We start from the raw sequence: 19,843 nt of genomic DNA on the forward strand, positions 1-19,843 counted from the left end.
CAGTCACATGCGACGTGCGCCCTCTTCGATGGCCTCGCGGATGCGGGTGTAGGTGCCGCATCGGCAGATGTTGCGGATCGTGTCCAGGTCGCTGTCACGGATCTCGCGCCCCTCGCGGCGTACCTTCTTCACCAGCGCGACCGCGGCCATGATCTGGCCCGGCTGGCAGTAGCCGCACTGGGCGACGTCCCGGTCGATCCACGCCTGCTGCATCGGGTGCAGAGGCTTGTTGACCGTCTTGGGCAGCCCCTCGATGGTGTCGATCCGGTCGTTGGGACCGATGTCCTCGATCTTGACCGAGCAGGGGTTGAAGGCCTTGCCGTTGATGTGCGACGTGCAGGCCTTGCAGACGTTGATCCCGCAGCCGTACTTCGGGCCGGTCACTCCGAGTTTGTCCCGGATGACCCAGAGAACCCGGAGGTTGTTCTTGACGTTCACCTTGACGCGCTTGCCGTTGAGGATGAAGGTTTGCTTAGGCATTGTTTTTCTCCAGTCCTCAGCGGGTGAACCGCAGGCCGTTGGTCGGCGACGGGGGTACGGGCGGGATGAACGACTTCGGCTTGAACGACACCTTGCCGTGGTTGATCGGGAAGACCGTGGGGACCTTGCCGGACGCCCGGGCGTAGGCACACGCCACGGCGGCCGCAGAGGCGGGGACACCGGCTTCACCGGCACCTCCGGGCTGGTCGGACTCCCCGTCGAGGATGTGGATCTGCAGGTCGAGCGGCACGTTCCACTGGCGGGTGTAGTAGTAGTTGTCCCAGCTGGCCTCGAGGAACCGGCCGTCGACCAGGTGGCAACTGCTGGTCAGGGTCAGGGCCATTCCGTCCATGAAGCCGCCCTGCATCTGCGCTTCGAGGCCTCGGGGGTTCAGCGTCAGTCCGACGTCGACCGCGAGGTGGGCCTTGGTGACCCGAGGACCGGTGACGGCCTCGCGGATCTTCCGGTTGACCGTGGCGGGGGTGTTGTCGATCTCGACCAGCACGGCCGTCGCGCCCTTGTACTCGCTGTGCACCGCGATGCCCTGTGCGGTGTTGGCCGGCATCTTGCGACCCCAGTTGCCCTCTTCGGCGACCTTTTCCAGGACCTTGCGCACCTTGGCGCTCTTGATGTGCTTGAGCCGGAACTCCAGCGGGTCCATTCCGGCCTTCTTGGCCATCATGTCGATCACCAGTTCGCTGGCCACCGCGGTGTCCGGAGAATAGATGTTGCGCATGCTGCCGGTGTTGAAGCGGTCGTCGGTCTCGTTGAGGAGCTGGGTGACGAGACCGAAGTTGTAGGGCAGCTCCTGGGTCAGCGCGAAGATCGTCTGGGAGAACCCGAACCCTCCGAGCTGCGGTGCGACCGGGGTCTCGTCGATGGTCTGGGTGATGATCTCGCCCAAGCCGTGGCTGAAGTCCGTGACGACGCTGGTGTTGCGCTGCTCGAAGGAGAGCACCTGACCGGCCAACATCGTGGCGCGGATCCGGGAGGTCACCATCGGGTGGAGGCGGCCCTGGCGGGGCTCATCGGCACGGTGCCACATCAGGCGGACCGGCTTACCCATGGCCTTGGAGATCTTGGCGGCCTCGATGGCGTGATCCCCGAACAGCTTGTGCCCGAAGGAACCACCGGAGGTCACGACGTTGACCTTCACCGCGTCCTGCGGCAGACCGACCTCACGGGCGATGTTCTGCTGAGCCAGGATCGGGACCTTCAGACCGGCCCAGATCTCGGCCCGGTCCTTGCGGACATCGGCGATCGCGCAGTACGGCTCCAGGGCCGCGCTGCTGCGGAAGGTGAAGGTGAAGTCCGCGTCGACCTGCTCGGCCAACAGCGGGACGTTGGGCACGATCATGGGGAGTTCGGCCTTGCGCAGCCGGGCCAGGATCGTCTTGTCGTTCTCGCCCTCGACGCTGCCGGGGTTCCAGTCGACCTTCATCTTCCGGATCGCGTCGATGCACTGACCGAAGGTGGAGGCACGCACCGCGACACCGGTGTCGACCAGGGCCACCTGCTTCACCCCGGGCATCCGCAGGATCCTCTTGCGGTTGCGCAGCCGCTTGGGCGATCCGTTCAACGTGGGCGGACGGCAGACCATCGTGGGCTTGGCCCGACGATTCTTCAGGTCCATCGTGTAGTCCTTCTGCCCCGTGACCGCGGCCAGCGCGTCGTCACGGTTCTGAGGTGTCCCGATGACGGTGAACTCGTCGTTGCCCTTGAGGGTGACCTCGACGGTCTTGGTGACGAACGCGGCGGCCTGGCGGGTGATGGCGCCGTACGTCGTGGTCTGCCCGTCGGGGGCGGTGATGATGCCTTGCTTGGTGGTCAGGCGGTCCGCGGCGTAGCCGAACTGGGCGCCGGCCGCCGCCAGGAGCGCGCCGCGGGCGATGGCCGCGGCAACCCGGATGGGGGTGTAGGTCGAGACGCTGGTGTTGGAGCCACCGGTCAGCTGGTTGAACACCAGCTCGGGTCGCGCCGGGGCCAGGGTGACCTTGACCTTCTCGACCGGGAGGTCGAGCTCCTCGGCGATGATCATCGCGGTCGAGGTGGTGATGCCCTGACCGACCTCGGCGCGGGGCAGGGCGAAGGAAGCGGTGCCGTCCTCGTTGACCCGCACGGCGATCAGCGCCGAGGTGGGCAGAGCCGCGTCGGTCTGGAGGTCCTCGAGGTCGTAGAGCTCGGGGATCTGTGGGCCGGACGGGACCACCGCAGCGGCGGCGCTGGCGGGCCGCGCGAGACTGAGGTCGGCCGCCGTGACCAGGGTGGTCCCTGCGACGACGTACCCGATGAAACTACGTCGCCCGAGCCCCGAGGCGCCCGCTTTGGCGTCACCTTCGGTCTCCGGCGCTTGCTGGTCTTCCGAGATCGTCATTACGTCACGTCCCCACGGGTCTACTGAGATGGTGCACGGTCGGGGCGTCGATCGAGTGCCGACGCCATTGGTCAAGTGTGTCACCGGTCACCAAGGTGCACCATGCCCAAGGCGCACACGATCAGACGGCTCTTGTTGTGCTCAACGCACAAATCGAAATCGCCTAGCCCAGGCCCAACCGGTGCGCTCGTAGCGCCAGATCGAAGTCCACGGGCAGTGTCTCGGCGGTGAGATCCGCATCGAGGAGCAGCCCGATCCGGCGGATCCGGTTCAGCACGGTGTTGCGGTGACAGTGCACCCGGGCGGCCGTGCGCGTGGCCGATCCACCGACCAGGACCCACGCCCGGGCCGTCTCCAGCAACACCGGAGCCTCCTCGCCCCCGACCGCGAGCAGGGGGGCGATCCACACCTCGATCAGGCGCGCCGCGACATCGGGGGCGCTGACGAGCAACGCCTCGGGCAGACGCTGGTCGAAGGCGGCCAGGCCCGTGGTCGACTCGAGCCCGCGCAACGCGAGGCTCGCCTGGCCCAGACCCTGGTCGACCCGGGCGAGACCGTGCACCGCAGCGGACACGCCGACCGCGACCGTGTCGGCCAAGGCGGCGAGTCGCTCCAGGAGGGGTCCCTGGTCGCGTTCGCGCAACGAGATCAACCCGACCGCGCCGTCGGTGCGATGCACCCAGGCACTCGCGTGGGGGGAAGCCGTGGAGGAGAAGGCGTCGATGTCGAGCTGTCGGCCGGTCAGGACCAGATAGTCCCCGGAGGCGGGCAGGTTCAGCACCTGGGCGGCCTCGTTGGCGTAGCGAGGGTCTCGGGCCCGGCCACTGAGCAGGCCCTCCCACAGCTCGGCCCGACGCTGCTCGTCCAGTCGCACCGTGGTCCGTTCGTGGGCGTGGTAGCTCGCGGCGACCTGGGCGGAGGTCTCGTCGACGACCTGCCACAGCCGGGTGCCGATCTCACGCAGATCCTCGGATCGCAGTTCCTCGGCCGCCTGCTCGACCAGGTCGTCCCAGATCAACCGGCCGCCGAGTCGGAAGGAGCGCAGGACGTCGTCGAGCGGCAGCCCCTGCTCGGCCCGTCGTTGTCCCGTTGCCCGGGCCGCGTCGTAGGACGCCTCGGTTGCCGGCGTACCCCGCTCGTCGTCGGCCTGGGCCAGGAGTTCGGCGAGCAACTCCAGCACCCGCCCGATGTTGTCTCGGCACGAGGCCCGCAGATCGTGCCGACTGACCACGGCGATCGCGGTGTAACCGGGGTTCTGCGCCTGGATCAGTGAGGCCAAACGGTCCGCGAGAACCTCGGTCCGCCCGCGCCGGTGCTCGGCGAGGAAGCTGAGCAGACTGGCACGCACGGCAGAAACCTGGCCTAGTCCTGGTTCGCAGCGAGGTTGCGCAGCAGCAGGGTCTCGGCGAGGACCACGCGCTCGAACTCGGCGAGGTGCAGTCCCTCGTTGGCTCCGTGGGCGCGGGTGTCGGGGTCCTCGACCCCCGTGACCAGCACACTGGCCTTCGGGAAGGCCTCCAGGAACTCGGCGATGAAGGGAATCGACCCGCCCACCCCCATGTCGATGGGCGGAGTGCCGTCCCAGGCCTCGGCGAAGGCTGCTCGCGCCGCGTCGTACGCCGGTCCGGTGGGGTCGATCTGGGTGGCCTCGCCGGTGTCGACCACGGTGAAGGTGAGCTGGGCACCCCAGGGGACGTGCTGTTCGAGGTGACGCTCGAGGCAGGCGGCGGCGTTCTCGCTGGTGTCGCCGGGGGCGATGCGCAGGCTGATCTTGGCGCGCGCCGAGGCCACCAGGGTGTTGCTGGCTCCGTCGACCTTCGGTGCGTCGAGGCCGACGATGGACAGGGCCGGCTTGGTCCAGAGGCGTTCGACCGCGGAGCCGTCCCCGATCCAGTCGAGGCCGGGAATGGCTCCGGACTCGGCGCGCAGACGGTCCTCGGGGTAGACCACGTCGGCGGCCGGGCCGCTGTGGAGACCGTCGATGGCGACGTTGCCGCGGTCGTCGTGGAGGCTGGCGATGACCCGGCTCAGGGCGATCAGCGCGTCGGGCATCAGCCCGCCCCACATCCCGGAGTGCACGGCGTGGGTCAGGCAGCGGACCTCGATGTCGGCGCGGACCAGGCCCCGCAGGCTGGTGGTCAGTGCCGGTTCACCGATCGCCCAGTTGGTGGAGTCCGCGATGACGATGACGTCGGAGCGGAGCTTCTCGTGGTGCGCGGCGAGCAGGGCGGGCAGGCTCTCGGAGCCGACCTCCTCCTCGCCCTCGACGAACATGACGACGTTGACGGGCAGGTCGTCGCCGTAGACCCGGATGGCTCCGAGGTGGGCCGCGATGCCGGCCTTGTCGTCGGCCGCACCGCGGGCGAACAGGCGTGGGCCGTCGGGCGAGTCACGCTCGGTGGGCTCGAAGGGTGGGGTATCCCACTCGGCGTGGTCGTTCTCGGGCTGGACGTCGTGATGGGCGTAGAGCAGCACCGTCGGGGCACCGGCGGGGCCTGCCTTGTGGGCGATGACCGCGGGGGCACCGCCGTCGGCGCGGGCGCTGACGATCTCGACGCTGTCGAAGTTCTCGGCCCGGAAGAGCTCGGCGACCGCCTCGGCACACCGCTGCACCTCGCCGGCCCTAGCCGGGTCGGCGCTGACCGACTCGATGCGAACCAGATCCTCCAGGTCCTTCCGGATCCCGGGCAGCACCTGCGCCACTCTGTCCCGCATCTCTTGGCTCATGTCGCCCAACCTATCCGGGGGTAGTCCCTGACGAAATGGTGGTCTCCGAGCCGTTTTCACCACCACTTCGTCAGGGACTATCGGCCGGTCGGTTGGGGGTTCGGATCTGTGAGGGGGAGGTAGACCGAGAGGTCGGTGCGTTCGCCGCTGGCCGCGACCCGACCGGAGCGTTCGACCTCGAACCAGTCGGCGTCACCGGCGGCGAGGGCGATCCAGGTGGCGGCATCCATCTCGACGACGGCCGGTGGGGTTCCCCTCGTGTGCCGCACGCCTGGGACGACCTGCACCGCGGCGTACGGCGGCACGCGCACCTCTACCGACTTGCCCGGCGCCCTGGACTCCAGGACGGCCAGGAAGTGCTTGGTCAGCATCCGCAGGTCGCTGGAGTCGGGGAGATCGGGCTCGGCGGCCCGCACCCTGGCCAGCGCTGCTGCCACATCGGCGGTCGGCGCGAGGCGAAGTCGGGCAGGCATGGGTCCATGGTCTCAGGACCGTGTAGAACGGTGGGCATGGATCCGCACCTGGCCGCCAAAACGGCGCGCACCCTCGAGACCCTCCACTCGCTGTGTTACTTCGTTCCGGAGGTGGAGAAAGAGATCACCGCGCTCGGCGTACGACGGGGCATGTCGGCGTACTTCGCCGGGCGCGCGGCGCCGATGGGCCTCGTGGGACCCGGCCCGGTGACGGCCACCTTCTTCGTGTTCAGCCCCGGCCTGGTCGCGCACCTCCTGCCCGGCGCGTGGGAGGCGGCCACACCGGCCGACGTACACGCGGCGCGCTACCGCGGGGTCTCGCAGGCCTGGACCCGGCTGCTGGGCGAGGAGGTCCTCGCCTCGGCGGAAATGGCCGAGGCCGCCGAGTTGGCCCGCACCGCCGCCGCCGGGTGCACCCCCGCCGGCCGCGCGTTGTACGCCGCCCACGCCGACCTCGAGTGGCCCACCGAGCCGCACATGGTGCTGTTTCACGCCCTGACCCTGATGCGTGAGCACCGCGGCGACGGTCACGTCGCGGCCCTGCTCGCCGCTGGCCTGGACGGACTCACCGCTTTGATGACCCACACCGCGACGGGCAAGGGCTTCACCCTCGCGGCGGCGCAGGCCAGTCGCGGCTGGTCCGACGAGGAGTGGACAGCGGCGCACGCCGAACTCGTCGAGCGGGGCCTGTTCACCGCCGAGGGCTCGTTGACCGAGGCCGGGGTTTCGCTGCGGGAGTCGGTCGAGTCCGCCACCGACATCCTCGCCGCCGCCCCGTGGTCGACCCTCGGCGAAGAAGGCACCGTGCGCCTGCGCAACCTGGGCCGTCCCTGGGTGATGTCCGCCCTCGCCGGTGGCTGCTTCCCCGAGGGTGTCTTCGCTTAACACGAAGTTCGCCAAATGGGGCGCCGAAGTTCGCGAGATGGGGCGTCGAGATCGTGCGTGACCCCATCTGGCAAATCTCGCGTCCCCATTCGACGGACTTCGCGTCCCCATCTGGCGGACTTCGTGGTCAGCCGAGGTCGTCGAGGATCTCCAGGGTGCGGGTCCAGGCTGGTGAGGTGGCGTCGATGAGGACGAAGTGGTCGCCGTCGACCTCGACGAGTTCGGCGGCGCTGCCGGCCTCGGTCGCCGCGGCGACGTACGTCTGGGACTGGCTGATCGGGACGATCGTGTCGTCGGTGCCGTGCACGCACCAGACGGGCACGTCGAGGGGCAGTTGCTGCAGGGGGTCGTACGCCGCGTCGGCGGCTGTGGGTGTGCGCCCGAGGAAGGCCTCGACGGCTCCCCCACCCAGCCCCGCTTGACTGCCGCCCACCAGGTCGAGAACCCCCGCCTGGGAGATGGCTGCGGTGACGGGAACCCCACCCGGCCAGTCATAGCGGTCGCGCGCCGCGGCCCAGACCGCTAGATGCCCGCCGGCCGAGTGCCCCAGCGTGACGACGGTGGAGAGGTCGAGGCCGGTGTCCGCGAGCTTGTCGATCCCCGCCGCGATGTCGTCGAAGGTCTGTGGCGTGCCGCCGCCTGCCCCGCTTCCCGTGCCGACCCGTCGGTACTCCAGGTTCCAGGCCGCCCAGCCCTCCGCCGCCAGACTGGTCGCCAGGGGTGCCCCGAGGCTGAGGTCGAAACCCGACTTCCAGAACCCACCGTGGATCACCACGACGACCCCGCGGGGTTCGCCCTCGGGAAGGTAGAGGTCGCCGAACTGGCTCGGGTCCTGCCCGTAGGTCAGTCGGCCCTCGCCGGGCCCGGTCGGTTCACGCACAGGGGCATCCTCTCCACAGGCGGCCAACGCCAGGCCAGCCGCACCGATGGCAGGCAACATCAGCAGCGTCCGGCGTCTCATGGCCAGAGCGTGCCAGGGCACCCCTGACGACACTCCCCCTCGATCGCCGAGTCGGCGCTACTTGACGCAACACGCGACGACTCGACCCGTTTCCAGCGTCAATAAGCGCCGACTCGCGATCAGGCCAGGGCGAGGGGAAGCGTCTTGGTCCAGGTCGAGCGCACCTCGAGGAGGTTGATCTCGAAGGAACCCTCGATCGCGAGAACATCGCCGCCGGTGCGACCGATCTCCATCGCCGGAACCCCGTGCTGGCCGGCCAGCGAGAGCAGTCGGTCCACGTCCTCGTGCGGCACTGTGACGACGGCGCGACCCGCGCTCTCGGAGAACAGCGCCACGAACGGATCCGGCGCGACCCGCTGCAGCGCCTCCTGGGAGACCGTCACCCCGCACATGTGCCGGATGCAGGATTCGGCCAGGGCCTGGGAGAGACCGCCGTCGGACAGGTCGTGGGCGCTGGTGATCAGACCGACGGCCTCGTGCAGGAGTTGGGCCAGGTGCTTCTCGGCGCCGAGGTCCACCACGGGCGGCATACCGCCGAGGTGGTCGTGCACGACGTGGGCCCATTCGGACCCGGACAGTTCCTCGCGCGTCGCACCGAGCAGCACCACGGTCTCGCCCGGGTCGTTGCCCTCCACGGACCGGAAACCGGTGGGAGTGCGACGGCGTACGTCCTCGATCACCCCGAGTACGGCGACCACGGGGGTCGGCAGGATCGCCGTCACCCCGGTCTGGTTGTAGAGGCTGACGTTGCCCCCGGTGACCGGGATACCGAGCTCCAGGCAGCCGTCCTTCAGGCCACGGCAGGCCTCGGCGAACTGCCACATCACGTCGGGGTCCTCGGGAGAACCGAAGTTCAGGCAGTCCGAGATCGCCAGCGGTACGGCGCCACTGGTCGCGACGTTGCGGTAGGACTCGGCCAGGGCCAGGCGCGCGCCGGTGTAGGGGTCGAGCTTGGCGAAACGTCCGTTGCAGTCGGTCGCGAGCGCGACCCCGAGGTGGGTCTCCTCATCGACCCGAACCATGCCGGCGTCGCTGGGCTGGGACAGGACCGTGTTGCCGCGGACGTAGCGGTCGTACTGGTCGGTGATCCAGGACTTGTCGCACAGGTTGGGCGAACCCACCAGACGCAGGACCGTGTCGCGCAGTTCCTCACCGGTCCTGGGGCGGGCCAGGTGCTCGGCGGCGTCACCCTGCAGGGCGTCCTGCCAACCGGGTCGGGCGTAGGGGCGTTCGTAGGTCGGCCCGTCGTGGGCCACCGAGCGTGGGGGTACGTCGACGACCCGCTCGCCGTGCCAGTCGATCTGCAGGCGCCCGGTGTCGGTCACCTCGCCGACCACGGTGGCGTCGACCTCCCACTTGGCGCAGATGGCCAAGAAGGCCTCGACGTCGTCGGGCTCGACGACCGCCATCATCCGTTCCTGGCTCTCGCTCATCAGGATCTCCTCGGGAGCCAGCGAGGAGTCGCGCAGAGGCACCCGATCGAGCTCAACGTGCATGCCGCCGTCACCGGCGCTGGCCAGTTCGGAGGTCGCACAGGACAGTCCGGCGCCGCCGAGGTCCTGGATGCCGGCAACCAGACCGGCCGCGAAGATCTCCAGGGTGCACTCGATGAGGAGCTTCTCCATGAAGGGGTCACCGACCTGGACGCTGGGCCGCTTGGCCGGTCCGCCGGAGCCGTCTGCTGCGCCGTCGAAGGTCTCGCTGGCCAGGATGGAAACGCCGCCGATGCCGTCGCCGCCGGTCTTGGCGCCGTAGAGGATCACCTGGTTGCCCACGCCGGAGGCCTTGGCGAGGTGCAGGTCCTCGTGCCGCAGTACGCCGACACACAGGGCGTTGACCAGGGGGTTGCCGAGGTAGGTGGAGTCGAAGACAGCCTCGCCCCCGATGTTCGGCAGGCCCAGGCAGTTGCCGTAGCCCCCGACGCCGGCCACGATCCCGGGCAGAACGCGCTTGGTGTCCTCGGCGTCGAGCGGACCGAAGCGCAGCGGGTCCATCACCGCGACGGGACGGGCGCCCATGGCCAGGATGTCGCGGACGATGCCACCGATGCCGGTCGCCGCACCCTGGTAGGGCTCGACGTAGGAGGGGTGGTTGTGCGACTCGACCTTGAACGTGACGGCGTACCCGTGACCGATGTCGATGACGCCGGCGTTCTCACCGATACCGGCCAGCATCTTGGCCGACCCGGCACCCAACGGGGTCTCCTGCGGGATCTCACTGAACTGCTTGAGGTGCACCTTGGAGGACTTGTAGGAGCAGTGCTCGCTCCACATCACGGAGTACATCGCCAACTCCGAACTCGTCGGGCGACGGCCGAGGATCTCGCAGATCTCGGCGTACTCGTCGGCCTTCAGTCCCAACTCGGACCAGGGTTGCTCACGATCGGGGTCGGAGAGGGCCAGGTCGACGGTGTCGAGGCCGGTGACTGGTTCGGGGATCGGTTCGGAGTGAGAGGTCTGCGGCACGGTCCCAATGTATCGCCGGGTGATCGTGCGCCCATGGGTCGCCCACCGGGAGCACCGGCGGTGGGCGATCCGGGCCCGCGGCTGCGCTGAGCCTCAGGCAGCGCTGCGGGCCGGCTCCGGCGTACCGACCAGGTACGCCGGGCCAGTCGAGGGACCAGTCGAGGGGCCAGCCGCCCCACCGACCACGAGCCAGTGATCGCCGTTCCAGCGCCAGTGCCCATCGGGGGTGAGCAGGGGCGGTCCACCGACCGTCGGGTCGGCGTGGAACAGCGGCGCCAGGCCGAGCACAGGGGTGATGCTCCACGTGGCGATCATCTGAATCTCCTGGGAGGTGGGGGCGGGGCGGATCCTCTTCAGTCGACGGCCGCCGGGGGGATCCGGCCGTCGAGACAACTGTGACCCGCCGACGTGGTGATGGCCAGGGTCGCAGGCGTCTTTCAACCGTTCGTCGATGCCGAAGTGACCGAGCAGCCAGGGTCATGGTCACAACGGACTAGTCCGAACAGCGGCCGAATTACAGGTCTGTAGTTCACGCAGAGTGCTGTTACCGGTGTTACTGGTGTGGTTATGGTGACTCATCCTCGACGAGGTCTTCCCCCAACGCCGACGACATCCTTCGGAGTTTCACCATGCCTTCCCGCCTGACTTCCCCAGCTTCCTCCCCCGACGTATCGCGCTCGTCCGACCGTCCACGCGTTCGGGGGATCGTCACCGCCTGCGCGATCACCGGTCTGCTCGCCGGTGGATTGCTCACCGCGCTGAACCCTCCGGTGAGCGCGGCGGCCACAGCAGGGCAGGCCAGCGCGGCCGCTGCCCTCGCCCCGATGTCCGCCGCCGTCGCCCCCGCCGCTGCTGCTGAGAACCCCGTCACCCCGGGCAACATCACCGGCTACGGCTTCGACCAGTGCGAGACCCAGAACCAGAAGACGATGAACAAGTGGATGCAGCACTCGCCGTTCCTGGCCGTGGGGATCTACATCTCGGGTGACTCCCGGGCCTGCCGCACCCAGTCGAACCTCGACGCGACCTGGGTCCGCAAGCAACTGAACCAGGGCTGGAGTCTGCTGCCGATCACCCTCGGCCCCCAGGCGTCGTGCCAGCCGCGGTTCCCTCGCTACGACGACGACTTCAAGATCAGCGCGAACCCGGGCAGCAAGAAGAACTACCAGCAGGCCTGGAACCAGGGCGTTGCCGAAGCCCGCAAAGCCGTGGTCGCGGCCCGGAACCTCGGCATCGTGCCGCGCAGCACCCTGTTCTACGACCTCGAGGGTTTCGACCTCGGCAACTACCACTGCCGAGAGTCCGCCCTGGTCTTCCTCAGCGGCTGGACCGCCGCGATCCGGTCCCTGAACTACGTTTCCGGGGTCTACTCCAGCGCGGGCTCGGGCATGAAGATGCTCGACGACGCCCGCGTCGAGCGCCCCGACGCGTTCCACCTGCCCGACCAGATCTGGCTCGCCCGCTACGACAACGTGGCGAACACCTCGACCGAGTACCTGCGCGGCGACGGGTGGCGTCCTGGTGGCCGGGTCAAGCAGTACACCGGCGGACACGACGAGGTCTGGGGCGGCGTACGCATCAACATCGACCGCAACTACCTCGATCTCGGCACCGGGTCGACCTCTCCCTCGGAGAACCGCTGCGGCGGCGTACGCGTCGGCTTCGTGAAGCTTCCCTTCATGAGGCCCGGAGCGTCCGGCAAGAAGGTCCGCGGCCTGCAGTGCCTGCTGAAGGAGAAGCGTCTCTACTCCGGACCCATCGACGGGCAGTTCACCGGCGACACCGTGTCGGCGGCGAAGGCATGGCAGGTCAAGAAGGGATTCCGGGCCACCAACGGCTGGACCAAGTCCCACTGGGCCACGCTGTACGCCGCAGGGTCGCGGCCGGCGCTGAAGGTCGGCTCCCACGGGGACGACGTCCTACGGGCCCAGCGGGCCCTCAACGCGGTCTACCCGCAGGGGCGTCTGAAGTCGACCGGGGTGTTCGACGACCGCACGGTCGCAGCGGTCAAGGGCTACCAGCAGGCCCTTCGCATCAAGGTCACGGGCGTGACCAACTACCAGACCTGGCGGAAGCTGCGTAACGGCGCTCGCTGAGCGGGGGCTCGGCGATCGAACCGGGGAACAGCGGCTGAGCGGGGGCTCGGCGGCTGGACGGGGCAGGGCGGCTGAGCGGGGGCTCAGCCGCCCGGCGGACCGGCGATCAGGGCCACCGCGGTGAGGACGGCGACGGCTCCCAGCGCAGCCAGTGCGCCGCGTCCCGGGTGTCGGAGCATCCAGGCCACCACACGATCGGTCGGGCCTGCCGGCTCCTCGCGCTCCAACCGCCAGGAGGGGGCGAGCCACCCGTGGCGGGCGGCGTACCGCTCGAGGGGGATGGTGGCCAACGGTGGGATCGAGGCGCCGACGGCCAGGGCCAATCGACGGGTCGACCAGCGTTGATCGGCACCCACGACGACCGCGGTCAGGACGTAGGCGATGAACACGACACCGTGGATCGGCCCGGCGATCTGCACCCCGAGCTCGGTGGTCTCCGTGGCGTACTTCAACACCATCCCGCTCAGCAGCATCGCCCAGGTGACCGCCTCGGCGCGGGCGAGCAGGATGAAGAGCCTGCTGGGGCTCACGCGAAGGTCGCTGCGGCCAGCGAGGTGAAGAAGCCCACCCCGTCGACTCCGGAGCCGGTGAGCTCCTCCACGCTGTGTTCGGGGTGCGGCATCAGGCCGACCACGTTGCCGCGCTCGTTGCTGACGCCGGCGATGTTGCGCATCGAGCCGTTCGGGTTCAGGTCGAGGTAGCGCGCGACGACCTGGCCCTCCCCCTCGAGACGGTCCAGGGTGGCGTCGTCGGCGACGTACCCGCCCTCACCGTTCTTGAGCACGATGGTGATCTCCGCGTTCTCCGCGTAGGCGTTGGTCCACGGGGTCGAGGTGCTCTCGATCCGCAGGCGCTGGTCGCGGCACACGAACTTGCGGTGGTCGTTGCGGATCAGGGCGCCCGGCAGCAGGTGGGACTCGCACAGCACCTGGAAGCCGTTGCAGATCCCCAGGACGGGCATGCCGGCGTTCGCGGCCGCGATGACCTCGGTCATCACCGGGGAGAAGCGGGAGATGGCGCCGCAGCGCAGGTAGTCGCCGTAGGAGAAACCTCCCGGCAGGACGATCGCGTCGACCCCGCGCAGGTCGTGGTCGCCGTGCCACAGCGCAACGGCCTCGTGGCCGCCTACGCCGACCGCGCGGGCCGCGTCGACGTCGTCGAGGGACCCGGGGAAGGTGACGACCCCGACCTTCACGCCGGGGACCCGTCGGGGACGGTGACGGTGAAGTTCTCGATGACCGGGTTCGACAGGAGGGTCTCCGCCATTCGGGCCACGTCGGCCAGCACCGCGTCGGTGACCTCGCCGTCGATCTCGAGCTCGAACCGCTTGCCCTGGCGCACATCGCTCACTCCGGCGAAGCCGAGGCGGGGCAATGCACCCTGCACGGCCTTCCCCTGGGGATCGAGGATCTCGGGCTTGGGCATGACGTCCACCACGACTCTAGGCACGCACCGAGTCTAGGGCGAGGGCCCGACCGGCACACTGGGGGGCATGAGCATGCCTTCCGCACAACCGTCCTCCCGCACGTCTCCGCTGAAGTTGGACTTCCCCCAGTCCCTGGCGGTGTACGACGACTACGCCGCCGCCCAGAAGAGCGTCGACTACCTCTCCGACAACCACTTCCCCGTCGAGCAACTGATGATCGTCGGCACCGATCTGAAGCGGATCGAGCGGATCACCGGTCGGCTGACCACGCCTCGCGTGGCCCTCGGTGGCCTGTTGTCCGGGATCTGGCTCGGCCTGTTCATCGGGCTGATCTTCACGATCTTCACCGAGGAGAGCGCACTGGCCACGATCCTGAGCACCGTGGTGATCGGTGCCCTCTTCGGGGTCATCTGGTCCTTGTTCGGCTACGCCATGACCCGCGGCCAGCGGGACTTCTCGTCGGTCACCCAGGTGGTGGCGACGCGCTACGAGGTGTTGGTCGAGCACAAGTCGGCCGCGCAGGCCCGCGAGCTCCTCGCGAACCTGCCCGGCGGCGTACCGAACCCGTTCGAGTAGGCGACACAGAGGTAGTCCCTGACGCTTGTGCGACGACACGCCGTACGACGTCGCACAAACGTCAGGGACTATCCCGGTTATTCACGGCGCTGGAGGACCACGATGGCCAGGGCGACGCCCAGGCCGGCGGTGCCGGGCCCGATCAGTGACCAGGACTTGGAGTTGGTGAAGGTGCCGTCGACGTACCCCAGCCCCTGAAGGGACCAGAGCACGCCGGCGGCAATCAGACCCAGAGCGGCCAGCAGGCCGATGACCCGGCTGGCGGTCAGTGGAGGGATCAGGACAGCTCGCGCTTGAGGATCTTGCCGGTGGCGGTCATCGGCAGGTCGTCGACGAACTGCACCTGGCGCGGGTACTTGTAGTTGGCCATCTGCTCCTTGCCCCAGGCGATCAACTCGTCCTCGGTCACCTTCGCACCCTTGTTGAGGATGACCACGGCCTTGATCTCCTCGCCGTGGCTCTCGTGGGGTACGCCGATCACGGCGGCCAGCGACACGTCCTCGTGGCTGAGCAGGACCTCTTCGATCTCACGCGGGTAGACGTTGAAACCGCCGCGGATGATCATGTCCTTGGAGCGGTCGACGATGTAGTACCAACCGTCCTCGTCCTTGCGACCCACGTCGCCGGAGCGGAACCACCCGTCCTGGATGGACTCATCGGTGGCGTCGGGGCGACCGTAGTAGCCCTTCATGATGTTGTGACCCTTGATCGCGATCTCGCCGACCTCGTCGTCCGGGCCGATCTCGTCCCAGCTCTCGGGCTTGAGGAGCTTCATCTCGACGCCCTTGATGGGCGTGCCGATCGAGCCGACGCGGGGCTCCTCACCGTGCGGGGAGAAGCTCGCGACGGGGCTGGTCTCCGAGAGGCCGTAGCCCTCGAGGATGGTGACCCCGAAACGCTTCTGGAACTCCTTGTGCACCTCGACCGGGAGGGCCGAACCACCGGCGGCGGCCACGCGCAGATTGGCGGCCAGTGCCTTGACGTCGACGCCGGAGTCGTCCAGCGCGCCGAGCAGGCCCCAGTACATCGTGGGGACCCCGGCGAAGAAGGTGACGCCCTCCTTGGCCATCGTCTTGAGCGCGGCATCGGCTTCGAAGCGGGGCAGCATGACGACGGTGCCGCCGTACAGGAAGCCGCTGTTCTGGATGACGCTCTGCCCGAAGGAGTGGAACAGCGGCAGCACGCACAGGTAGGTGTCCGGCTTGTCGGCGTTGGCCTCGAACAGGTCCGCGCCCGCTGCGGCGTTGTCGCGCATGTTGCGGTGGCGCAGCTCGGCGCCCTTGGGCTGACCGGTGGTGCCGGAGGTGTAGAGGATGACCGCGGTGTCGTCCTCGTCGGTGGCTACGGTGTCGAAGGTGCCGGGCTGTCCGTTGATGCCTTGGCCCAGCGTCTCGGTGCCCTCGATCGGCGATGCACCGGCCGGGTCGACGGTGATCATCCAGAAGTCCTTGCAGCCGTCGGTCATCTCGAACCCGGCGTGCCCCTCCTTGCCGATGGGCAGTTCGTCGGTGCCCTCGAAGCAGAAGTGGGCCTTCGCGTCGGAGTCCTCGAGGTGGTAGGCCACCTCGCGTCCCTTGAGCAGGATGTTCAGCGGTACGACGGTGCAGCCGGCCTTGAGGATGCCGAAGTAGATGATGGAGAAGTACGGCAGGTTCGCGCAGCTCAGGGCGACCTTGTCCCCGGGCTTCAGACCTCGGGAGACCAACAGGTTCGCGACCATGTTGGACACGCCGTTGACGTCGGCGTACTTCAGCCGGGTGTCGCCCAGCACGATCGCTTCCCGGTCGGGGTACTTCTCAGCACTGTCCTCGAGAACACTGGCTAGGTTGTACGTCGTCATCCGGGGCCTCCGTGGTGGCTTGGTGGTGGTGTGGGACACACCTGGTTCTGATGTGAGTCAACCTACTCAACGCGCGGTGAGAACCCTCCGCCTGGGATCAACGACCGGACGGTCCGCTAGCGCGTCCGAGGATCTGGGCCGCCCGCTTGAGGTCGGGGATGACCGCGAACACCGCCACCTTGTTCGCCAGGTACGCCGGCGCCGCAGCGGGGCCACGACCGGTGACCTCGAAGGTCGGCGTGACCAACGTGTCGGTGCCGTACGCCGCGAAGTCCAGGGTCAACTCGGCGGCGATCCCGTGCCACGTGCCGATCTCGGTCCACCGCAGCGGACGTTGCAGGAGCGTGGTCTCCATCGTGGGCCGCAGCCCCGGCAGCGTCACGTCGATCCAGGTCTGACCGACGCGCGGGTCGCCGTCGACCTCCTCGACGCTGCGCAGCGAGGACTGCCACGCCGGTCGGTTGACCGGATCCACGAGGTAGTCGAACGCCACCTCCGGCGGAACCGGGAACTGCACTGCCTTCACCATGACGTCAGCACCATGACTCCACCCTACGAGCCGTAATCTCGAGACATGCCTCCCGCATCACCGCCCACGCTCTCCCACGCCTTCGCCGATGACCTTCCCGAGCTCGCGCTCGCGTGGAAGGCCGCAGAGGCCCCCACCCCACAACTGTTGCTCCTCGAAGAGACCCTCGCGGCAGACCTCGGGCTCGACCCCGCCTGGCTCCGCTCCGAGGACGGCCTGGGGTTCCTCCTCGGAACCGCCGTGGCGCCCGGCGCCGCCCCGGTGGCGCAGGCCTACGCAGGGCACCAGTTCGGTGGCTACTCCCCCCGCCTGGGTGATGGCCGCGCGCTGTTGCTCGGCGAGATCGAGGTCGGTGACGGGGCCCTGCGCGACCTCCACCTCAAGGGCTCCGGCCGTACGCCGTTCTCGCGCGGTGGCGACGGGTTCGCCGCCGTCGGTCCGATGCTGCGCGAGTTCGTGATGGCCGAGTCGATGCATGCGCTCGGCGTACCCACCACCCGGTCGTTGGCCGTGGTGGCCACCGGTCGCCCCGTGCACCGTCAGGAGGGGCCACTGCCCGGCGCCGTCCTGACCCGTGTGGCGCGGAGCCATCTGCGGGTCGGGACCTTCCAGTACGCCGCCGCCAACGGTGATCCTGCTCTGATGACCCGGCTGATCGACCACGCGATCGCCCGTCACTACCCGACGATCGAGGGACACCCGGAGCCCGCGCGGGCGTTGTTCGCCGAGGTCGTGCAGGCGCAGGCGGACCTGCTCGCTCAGTGGATGCTGGTGGGCTTCGTCCACGGCGTGATGAACACCGACAACACGACCATCTCCGGGGAGACCATCGACTACGGTCCGTGCGCGTTCATGGAGGTCTTCGACCCGGCGGTCGTATTCAGCTCCATCGACGCCGACGGGCGCTACGCCTACGGTCGCCAGCCCGAGATCGCCGAGTGGAACCTCGCGCGTCTGGCCGAGGCCCTCCTGCCCCTCATCGATGATGATCAGACCAAGGCCATCGAGATCGCCGTCGAGGAGCTCGGCCGGTTCCGCACGCGGTACGCCGCCACGTGGTCGGCCGGGATGCGCCGCAAGCTCGGGCTGCCGCCGGAGGTCGAGGACGACGTCGCGCACGACCTGGTCAACGACCTGCTCGGACTGATCCGAGGCCAGGCCGACTACACCTCGTTCTTCCGCGCCCTGGCCCGCGATCGGCGCGAGGGCACGTCGACCGCACGCGACCTCGTGCTCGAGGTGGCGGCGTACGACGCGTGGTTCGGTCGCTGGGTGGCGTTGAGTCCCGACCCGGATGTCATGGACCGGGTCAATCCCGTCTACATCCCCCGCAACCACCTCGTCGAGGAGGCGCTGGTCGCGGGCAGCGCCGGCGATCTGGCCCCGGTGCAGGCCTTACTCGACGTGCTGCGTGACCCGTTCGCCGAGCGTCCCGGACTGGAACGGTTCGCCGAGCCGGCCCCGGAGAGTTTCGGCGCCTACACGACCTTCTGCGGGACCTGACCCAGCCAGTCGCGCTGGCCGTCGGTCAGCGGGATCGACACCCCGCCGGCGTAGTCGAACGCGACCAGCACGACGGTGACCCGCGCGGCGGTGCGCTCGGCCTGGCTCACCAGGCACTCGACGGTGAACGACGTGCGGCCGACCTTGACCAGGGACACGTCGATGTCGAGGTCGCCGAGGCCGACCTCGGCGACGAAGTCGGCGTTGACGTTGGGGACGATGATGCCGGCGTAGTCGAGCGGCATGTCCGCCATGAAGTTGCGCCAGGCCAGGCCGCAGCGTTGCAGGATCGAGTGGAACGGCAGGTGCGCGCCGTACCCGGGTGCTGTGGGGTCGACCTGGTCGGCGTCGTGGCGGCAGTCCTCCTCGGTGACCTGGCTGGTGGTCCTCACGCGGACCTCACCACTGGTTGCCGGTCAGGAGCTCGTACGCCGTCCGGTAGCGGTCCCGGGTGCGCTCGACGACCTCGGCCGGCAGCGGCGGGGGCGGCTCGCCCGACGTGCGGTCCCAGCCCGATGCGGGCGAGGTGAGCCAGTTGCGGACGATGTCCTTGTCGTAGGAGGGCTGCGGGCGGCCGGGGTTCCAGTCGGCGGCCGACCAGAAGCGCGAGGAGTCGGGGGTCAGCACCTCGTCGGCCAGGACCGTGGTCCCGTCGGGTCGGGCACCGAACTCGAACTTGGTGTCGGCCAGCAGGATCCCGCGTTCGCGGGCCAGGGACTCCGCGCGGGCGTAGACGTCCAGGGTCAGCTGGCGCAGTTCAGCGGCCCGCTCCGCGCCGATCTCGGTGACGACCGCGTCGAAGGAGACGTTCTCGTCGTGATCACCCAACGCCGCCTTGGTGGCCGGAGTGAAGATCGCGGACTCGAGCCGGGAGCCGTCGACGAGCCCCGCGGGCAGATCGATGCCGCACACGGCTCCGGACTCGGCGTACTCCCGCAGACCCGAGCCGGTCAGGTAGCCGCGAGCCACGCACTCCACGGGATACATCTCGAGGCGCTCGCAGACCACCGAGCGACCGGCGACCGCGGCCGGCACGTCGGTCGAGACGATGTGGCTGGGGACCAGGTCGGCGAGCTGCTCGAACCACCACAGCGACATCCGGGTGAGGATCTCGCCCTTCTCGGGGATCGTGGTGTCGAGGACGAAGTCGTAGGCGGAGATCCGGTCGCTGGCCACCATCAGCAGGTGACCGTCGGGCAACTCGTAGAGATCGCGGACCTTGCCCGAGTGCAGGTGGGTCGCTCCCTCGATCGTCGGGGCGTCGGGGATGTTGAGGTCGGCCACGAATCCCACCCTAGTGCTCACCGAGTCGGCGCTTATTGACGCCCGGAAAGGGCCGAGTCGGCGCGTGTTCTTCAACAAGCGCCGACTCGGCAAAAAACCTGAGTCAACAAGCGCCGACTGGGGCTCTTGTGACTGATGTGTGGGTCATGTTCGTCCGGGGAGGTGTGGTCGGTGGCCGCCGAGGCTGAGCATGATCAGGGCGATGAGGGCGTCGGGGTCTTTGA

The 19,843-nt window shown here is 68.9% G+C and carries 20 protein-coding genes; 4 read left to right on the top strand and 16 right to left on the bottom strand.

Annotated features, from left to right (window positions below; genetic code table 11):
• Positions 1–3: 3 nt before the first annotated feature.
• From ACYVLV_RS06670 to ACYVLV_RS06690, 5 genes are all read right to left on the bottom strand, one after another.
• Positions 4–480: a (2Fe-2S)-binding protein gene (locus ACYVLV_RS06670; RefSeq protein WP_460808699.1), complete on the bottom strand. Its 477-nt coding sequence runs from the start codon at positions 478–480 to the stop codon at positions 4–6.
• A gap of 16 nt (positions 481–496) precedes the next feature.
• On the bottom strand, positions 497–2,854 hold the full coding sequence (locus tag ACYVLV_RS06675; RefSeq protein ID WP_460808700.1) for a molybdopterin cofactor-binding domain-containing protein: 2,358 nt from the start codon (positions 2,852–2,854) through the stop codon (positions 497–499).
• A 163-nt stretch (positions 2,855–3,017) separates the two neighbouring features.
• A complete protein-coding gene (locus tag ACYVLV_RS06680) occupies positions 3,018–4,202 on the bottom strand; it encodes a PucR family transcriptional regulator (RefSeq protein WP_460808702.1) in 1,185 nt (394 codons plus the stop codon).
• 14 nt (positions 4,203–4,216) lie between these two features.
• Entirely contained in the window at positions 4,217–5,581 is a 1,365-nt protein-coding gene (locus tag ACYVLV_RS06685; RefSeq protein ID WP_460808704.1) for a M20/M25/M40 family metallo-hydrolase, read from the bottom strand.
• A 77-nt stretch (positions 5,582–5,658) separates the two neighbouring features.
• Complete coding sequence (locus ACYVLV_RS06690; RefSeq protein WP_460808705.1) at positions 5,659–6,054, bottom strand: sterol carrier family protein; 396 nt, start codon at positions 6,052–6,054, stop codon at positions 5,659–5,661.
• Between the two features lie 36 nt (positions 6,055–6,090).
• Between ACYVLV_RS06690 and ACYVLV_RS06695 the strand changes: the two genes are divergently transcribed.
• The gene (locus ACYVLV_RS06695) at positions 6,091–6,939 is read left to right on the top strand and encodes an SCO6745 family protein (RefSeq protein WP_460808706.1); all 849 of its coding nucleotides are present in this window, start codon (positions 6,091–6,093) and stop codon (positions 6,937–6,939) included.
• Between the two features lie 127 nt (positions 6,940–7,066).
• On the opposite strand, the gene ACYVLV_RS06700 is transcribed toward ACYVLV_RS06695, so the two are convergent.
• From ACYVLV_RS06700 to ACYVLV_RS06710, 3 genes are all read right to left on the bottom strand, one after another.
• On the bottom strand, positions 7,067–7,900 hold the full coding sequence (locus ACYVLV_RS06700; RefSeq protein WP_460808707.1) for an alpha/beta hydrolase: 834 nt from the start codon (positions 7,898–7,900) through the stop codon (positions 7,067–7,069).
• Positions 7,901–8,019: 119 nt separating this feature from the next.
• Complete coding sequence (purL, locus tag ACYVLV_RS06705; protein ID WP_460808708.1) at positions 8,020–10,365, bottom strand: phosphoribosylformylglycinamidine synthase subunit PurL; 2,346 nt, start codon at positions 10,363–10,365, stop codon at positions 8,020–8,022.
• Positions 10,366–10,458: 93 nt separating this feature from the next.
• Positions 10,459–10,680 carry a hypothetical protein gene (locus ACYVLV_RS06710; RefSeq protein WP_460808709.1) on the bottom strand — a complete coding sequence of 74 codons (222 nt, stop codon included), beginning with the start codon at positions 10,678–10,680 and terminating at the stop codon, positions 10,459–10,461.
• Between the two features lie 314 nt (positions 10,681–10,994).
• Here ACYVLV_RS06710 and ACYVLV_RS06715 point away from each other — a divergent pair, with 314 nt between their 5' ends.
• Positions 10,995–12,461 (top strand): glycoside hydrolase domain-containing protein, encoded by a 1,467-nt coding sequence (locus ACYVLV_RS06715; protein WP_460808710.1) that lies wholly within the window; start codon positions 10,995–10,997, stop codon positions 12,459–12,461.
• An 83-nt stretch (positions 12,462–12,544) separates the two neighbouring features.
• On the opposite strand, the gene ACYVLV_RS06720 is transcribed toward ACYVLV_RS06715, so the two are convergent.
• Genes ACYVLV_RS06720 through purS form a run of 3 tightly spaced genes read right to left on the bottom strand, consistent with a single transcriptional unit; the run spans position 12,545 to position 13,910 of the window.
• Positions 12,545–12,991 carry a DUF3817 domain-containing protein gene (locus tag ACYVLV_RS06720; protein ID WP_460808712.1) on the bottom strand — a complete coding sequence of 149 codons (447 nt, stop codon included), beginning with the start codon at positions 12,989–12,991 and terminating at the stop codon, positions 12,545–12,547.
• Positions 12,988–13,656 carry a phosphoribosylformylglycinamidine synthase subunit PurQ gene (gene purQ, locus ACYVLV_RS06725; RefSeq protein ID WP_460808714.1) on the bottom strand — a complete coding sequence of 223 codons (669 nt, stop codon included), beginning with the start codon at positions 13,654–13,656 and terminating at the stop codon, positions 12,988–12,990. Before purQ ends, ACYVLV_RS06720 begins: the two co-directional genes overlap by 4 nt.
• Positions 13,653–13,910: a phosphoribosylformylglycinamidine synthase subunit PurS gene (gene purS, locus ACYVLV_RS06730; protein WP_460808715.1), complete on the bottom strand. Its 258-nt coding sequence runs from the start codon at positions 13,908–13,910 to the stop codon at positions 13,653–13,655. The genes purQ and purS overlap by 4 nt, the downstream gene beginning before the upstream one ends.
• 49 nt (positions 13,911–13,959) lie before the next feature.
• Here purS and ACYVLV_RS06735 point away from each other — a divergent pair, with 49 nt between their 5' ends.
• Entirely contained in the window at positions 13,960–14,463 is a 504-nt protein-coding gene (locus ACYVLV_RS06735; RefSeq protein ID WP_460808735.1) for a YflT domain-containing protein, read from the top strand.
• Positions 14,464–14,540: 77 nt separating this feature from the next.
• Here the strand turns inward: ACYVLV_RS06735 and ACYVLV_RS06740 are convergent, their stop codons facing one another.
• From ACYVLV_RS06740 to ACYVLV_RS06750, 3 genes are all read right to left on the bottom strand, one after another.
• Positions 14,541–14,675 carry a hypothetical protein gene (locus ACYVLV_RS06740; RefSeq protein WP_460808718.1) on the bottom strand — a complete coding sequence of 45 codons (135 nt, stop codon included), beginning with the start codon at positions 14,673–14,675 and terminating at the stop codon, positions 14,541–14,543.
• A gap of 65 nt (positions 14,676–14,740) precedes the next feature.
• Entirely contained in the window at positions 14,741–16,303 is a 1,563-nt protein-coding gene (locus ACYVLV_RS06745) for a long-chain-fatty-acid--CoA ligase (RefSeq protein ID WP_460808720.1), read from the bottom strand.
• 97 nt (positions 16,304–16,400) lie between these two features.
• Complete coding sequence (locus ACYVLV_RS06750; RefSeq protein WP_460808723.1) at positions 16,401–16,832, bottom strand: SRPBCC family protein; 432 nt, start codon at positions 16,830–16,832, stop codon at positions 16,401–16,403.
• Positions 16,833–16,877: 45 nt separating this feature from the next.
• Here ACYVLV_RS06750 and ACYVLV_RS06755 point away from each other — a divergent pair, with 45 nt between their 5' ends.
• Positions 16,878–18,335, top strand: a complete 1,458-nt coding sequence (locus ACYVLV_RS06755; protein WP_460808725.1) for a protein adenylyltransferase SelO — start codon at positions 16,878–16,880, stop codon at positions 18,333–18,335.
• Here ACYVLV_RS06755 and ACYVLV_RS06760 read toward each other — a convergent pair.
• Together ACYVLV_RS06760 and ACYVLV_RS06765 are read right to left on the bottom strand one after the other, a co-directional pair.
• Positions 18,311–18,727: an acyl-CoA thioesterase gene (locus tag ACYVLV_RS06760; protein WP_460808727.1), complete on the bottom strand. Its 417-nt coding sequence runs from the start codon at positions 18,725–18,727 to the stop codon at positions 18,311–18,313. The two genes, ACYVLV_RS06755 and ACYVLV_RS06760, sit on opposite strands and share 25 nt — an antisense overlap.
• A gap of 7 nt (positions 18,728–18,734) precedes the next feature.
• Positions 18,735–19,619, bottom strand: a complete 885-nt coding sequence (locus ACYVLV_RS06765) for a phosphoribosylaminoimidazolesuccinocarboxamide synthase (protein WP_460808729.1) — start codon at positions 19,617–19,619, stop codon at positions 18,735–18,737.
• Positions 19,620–19,843 lie beyond the last annotated feature (224 nt).

The organism is Nocardioides salsibiostraticola (assembly GCF_054783655.1).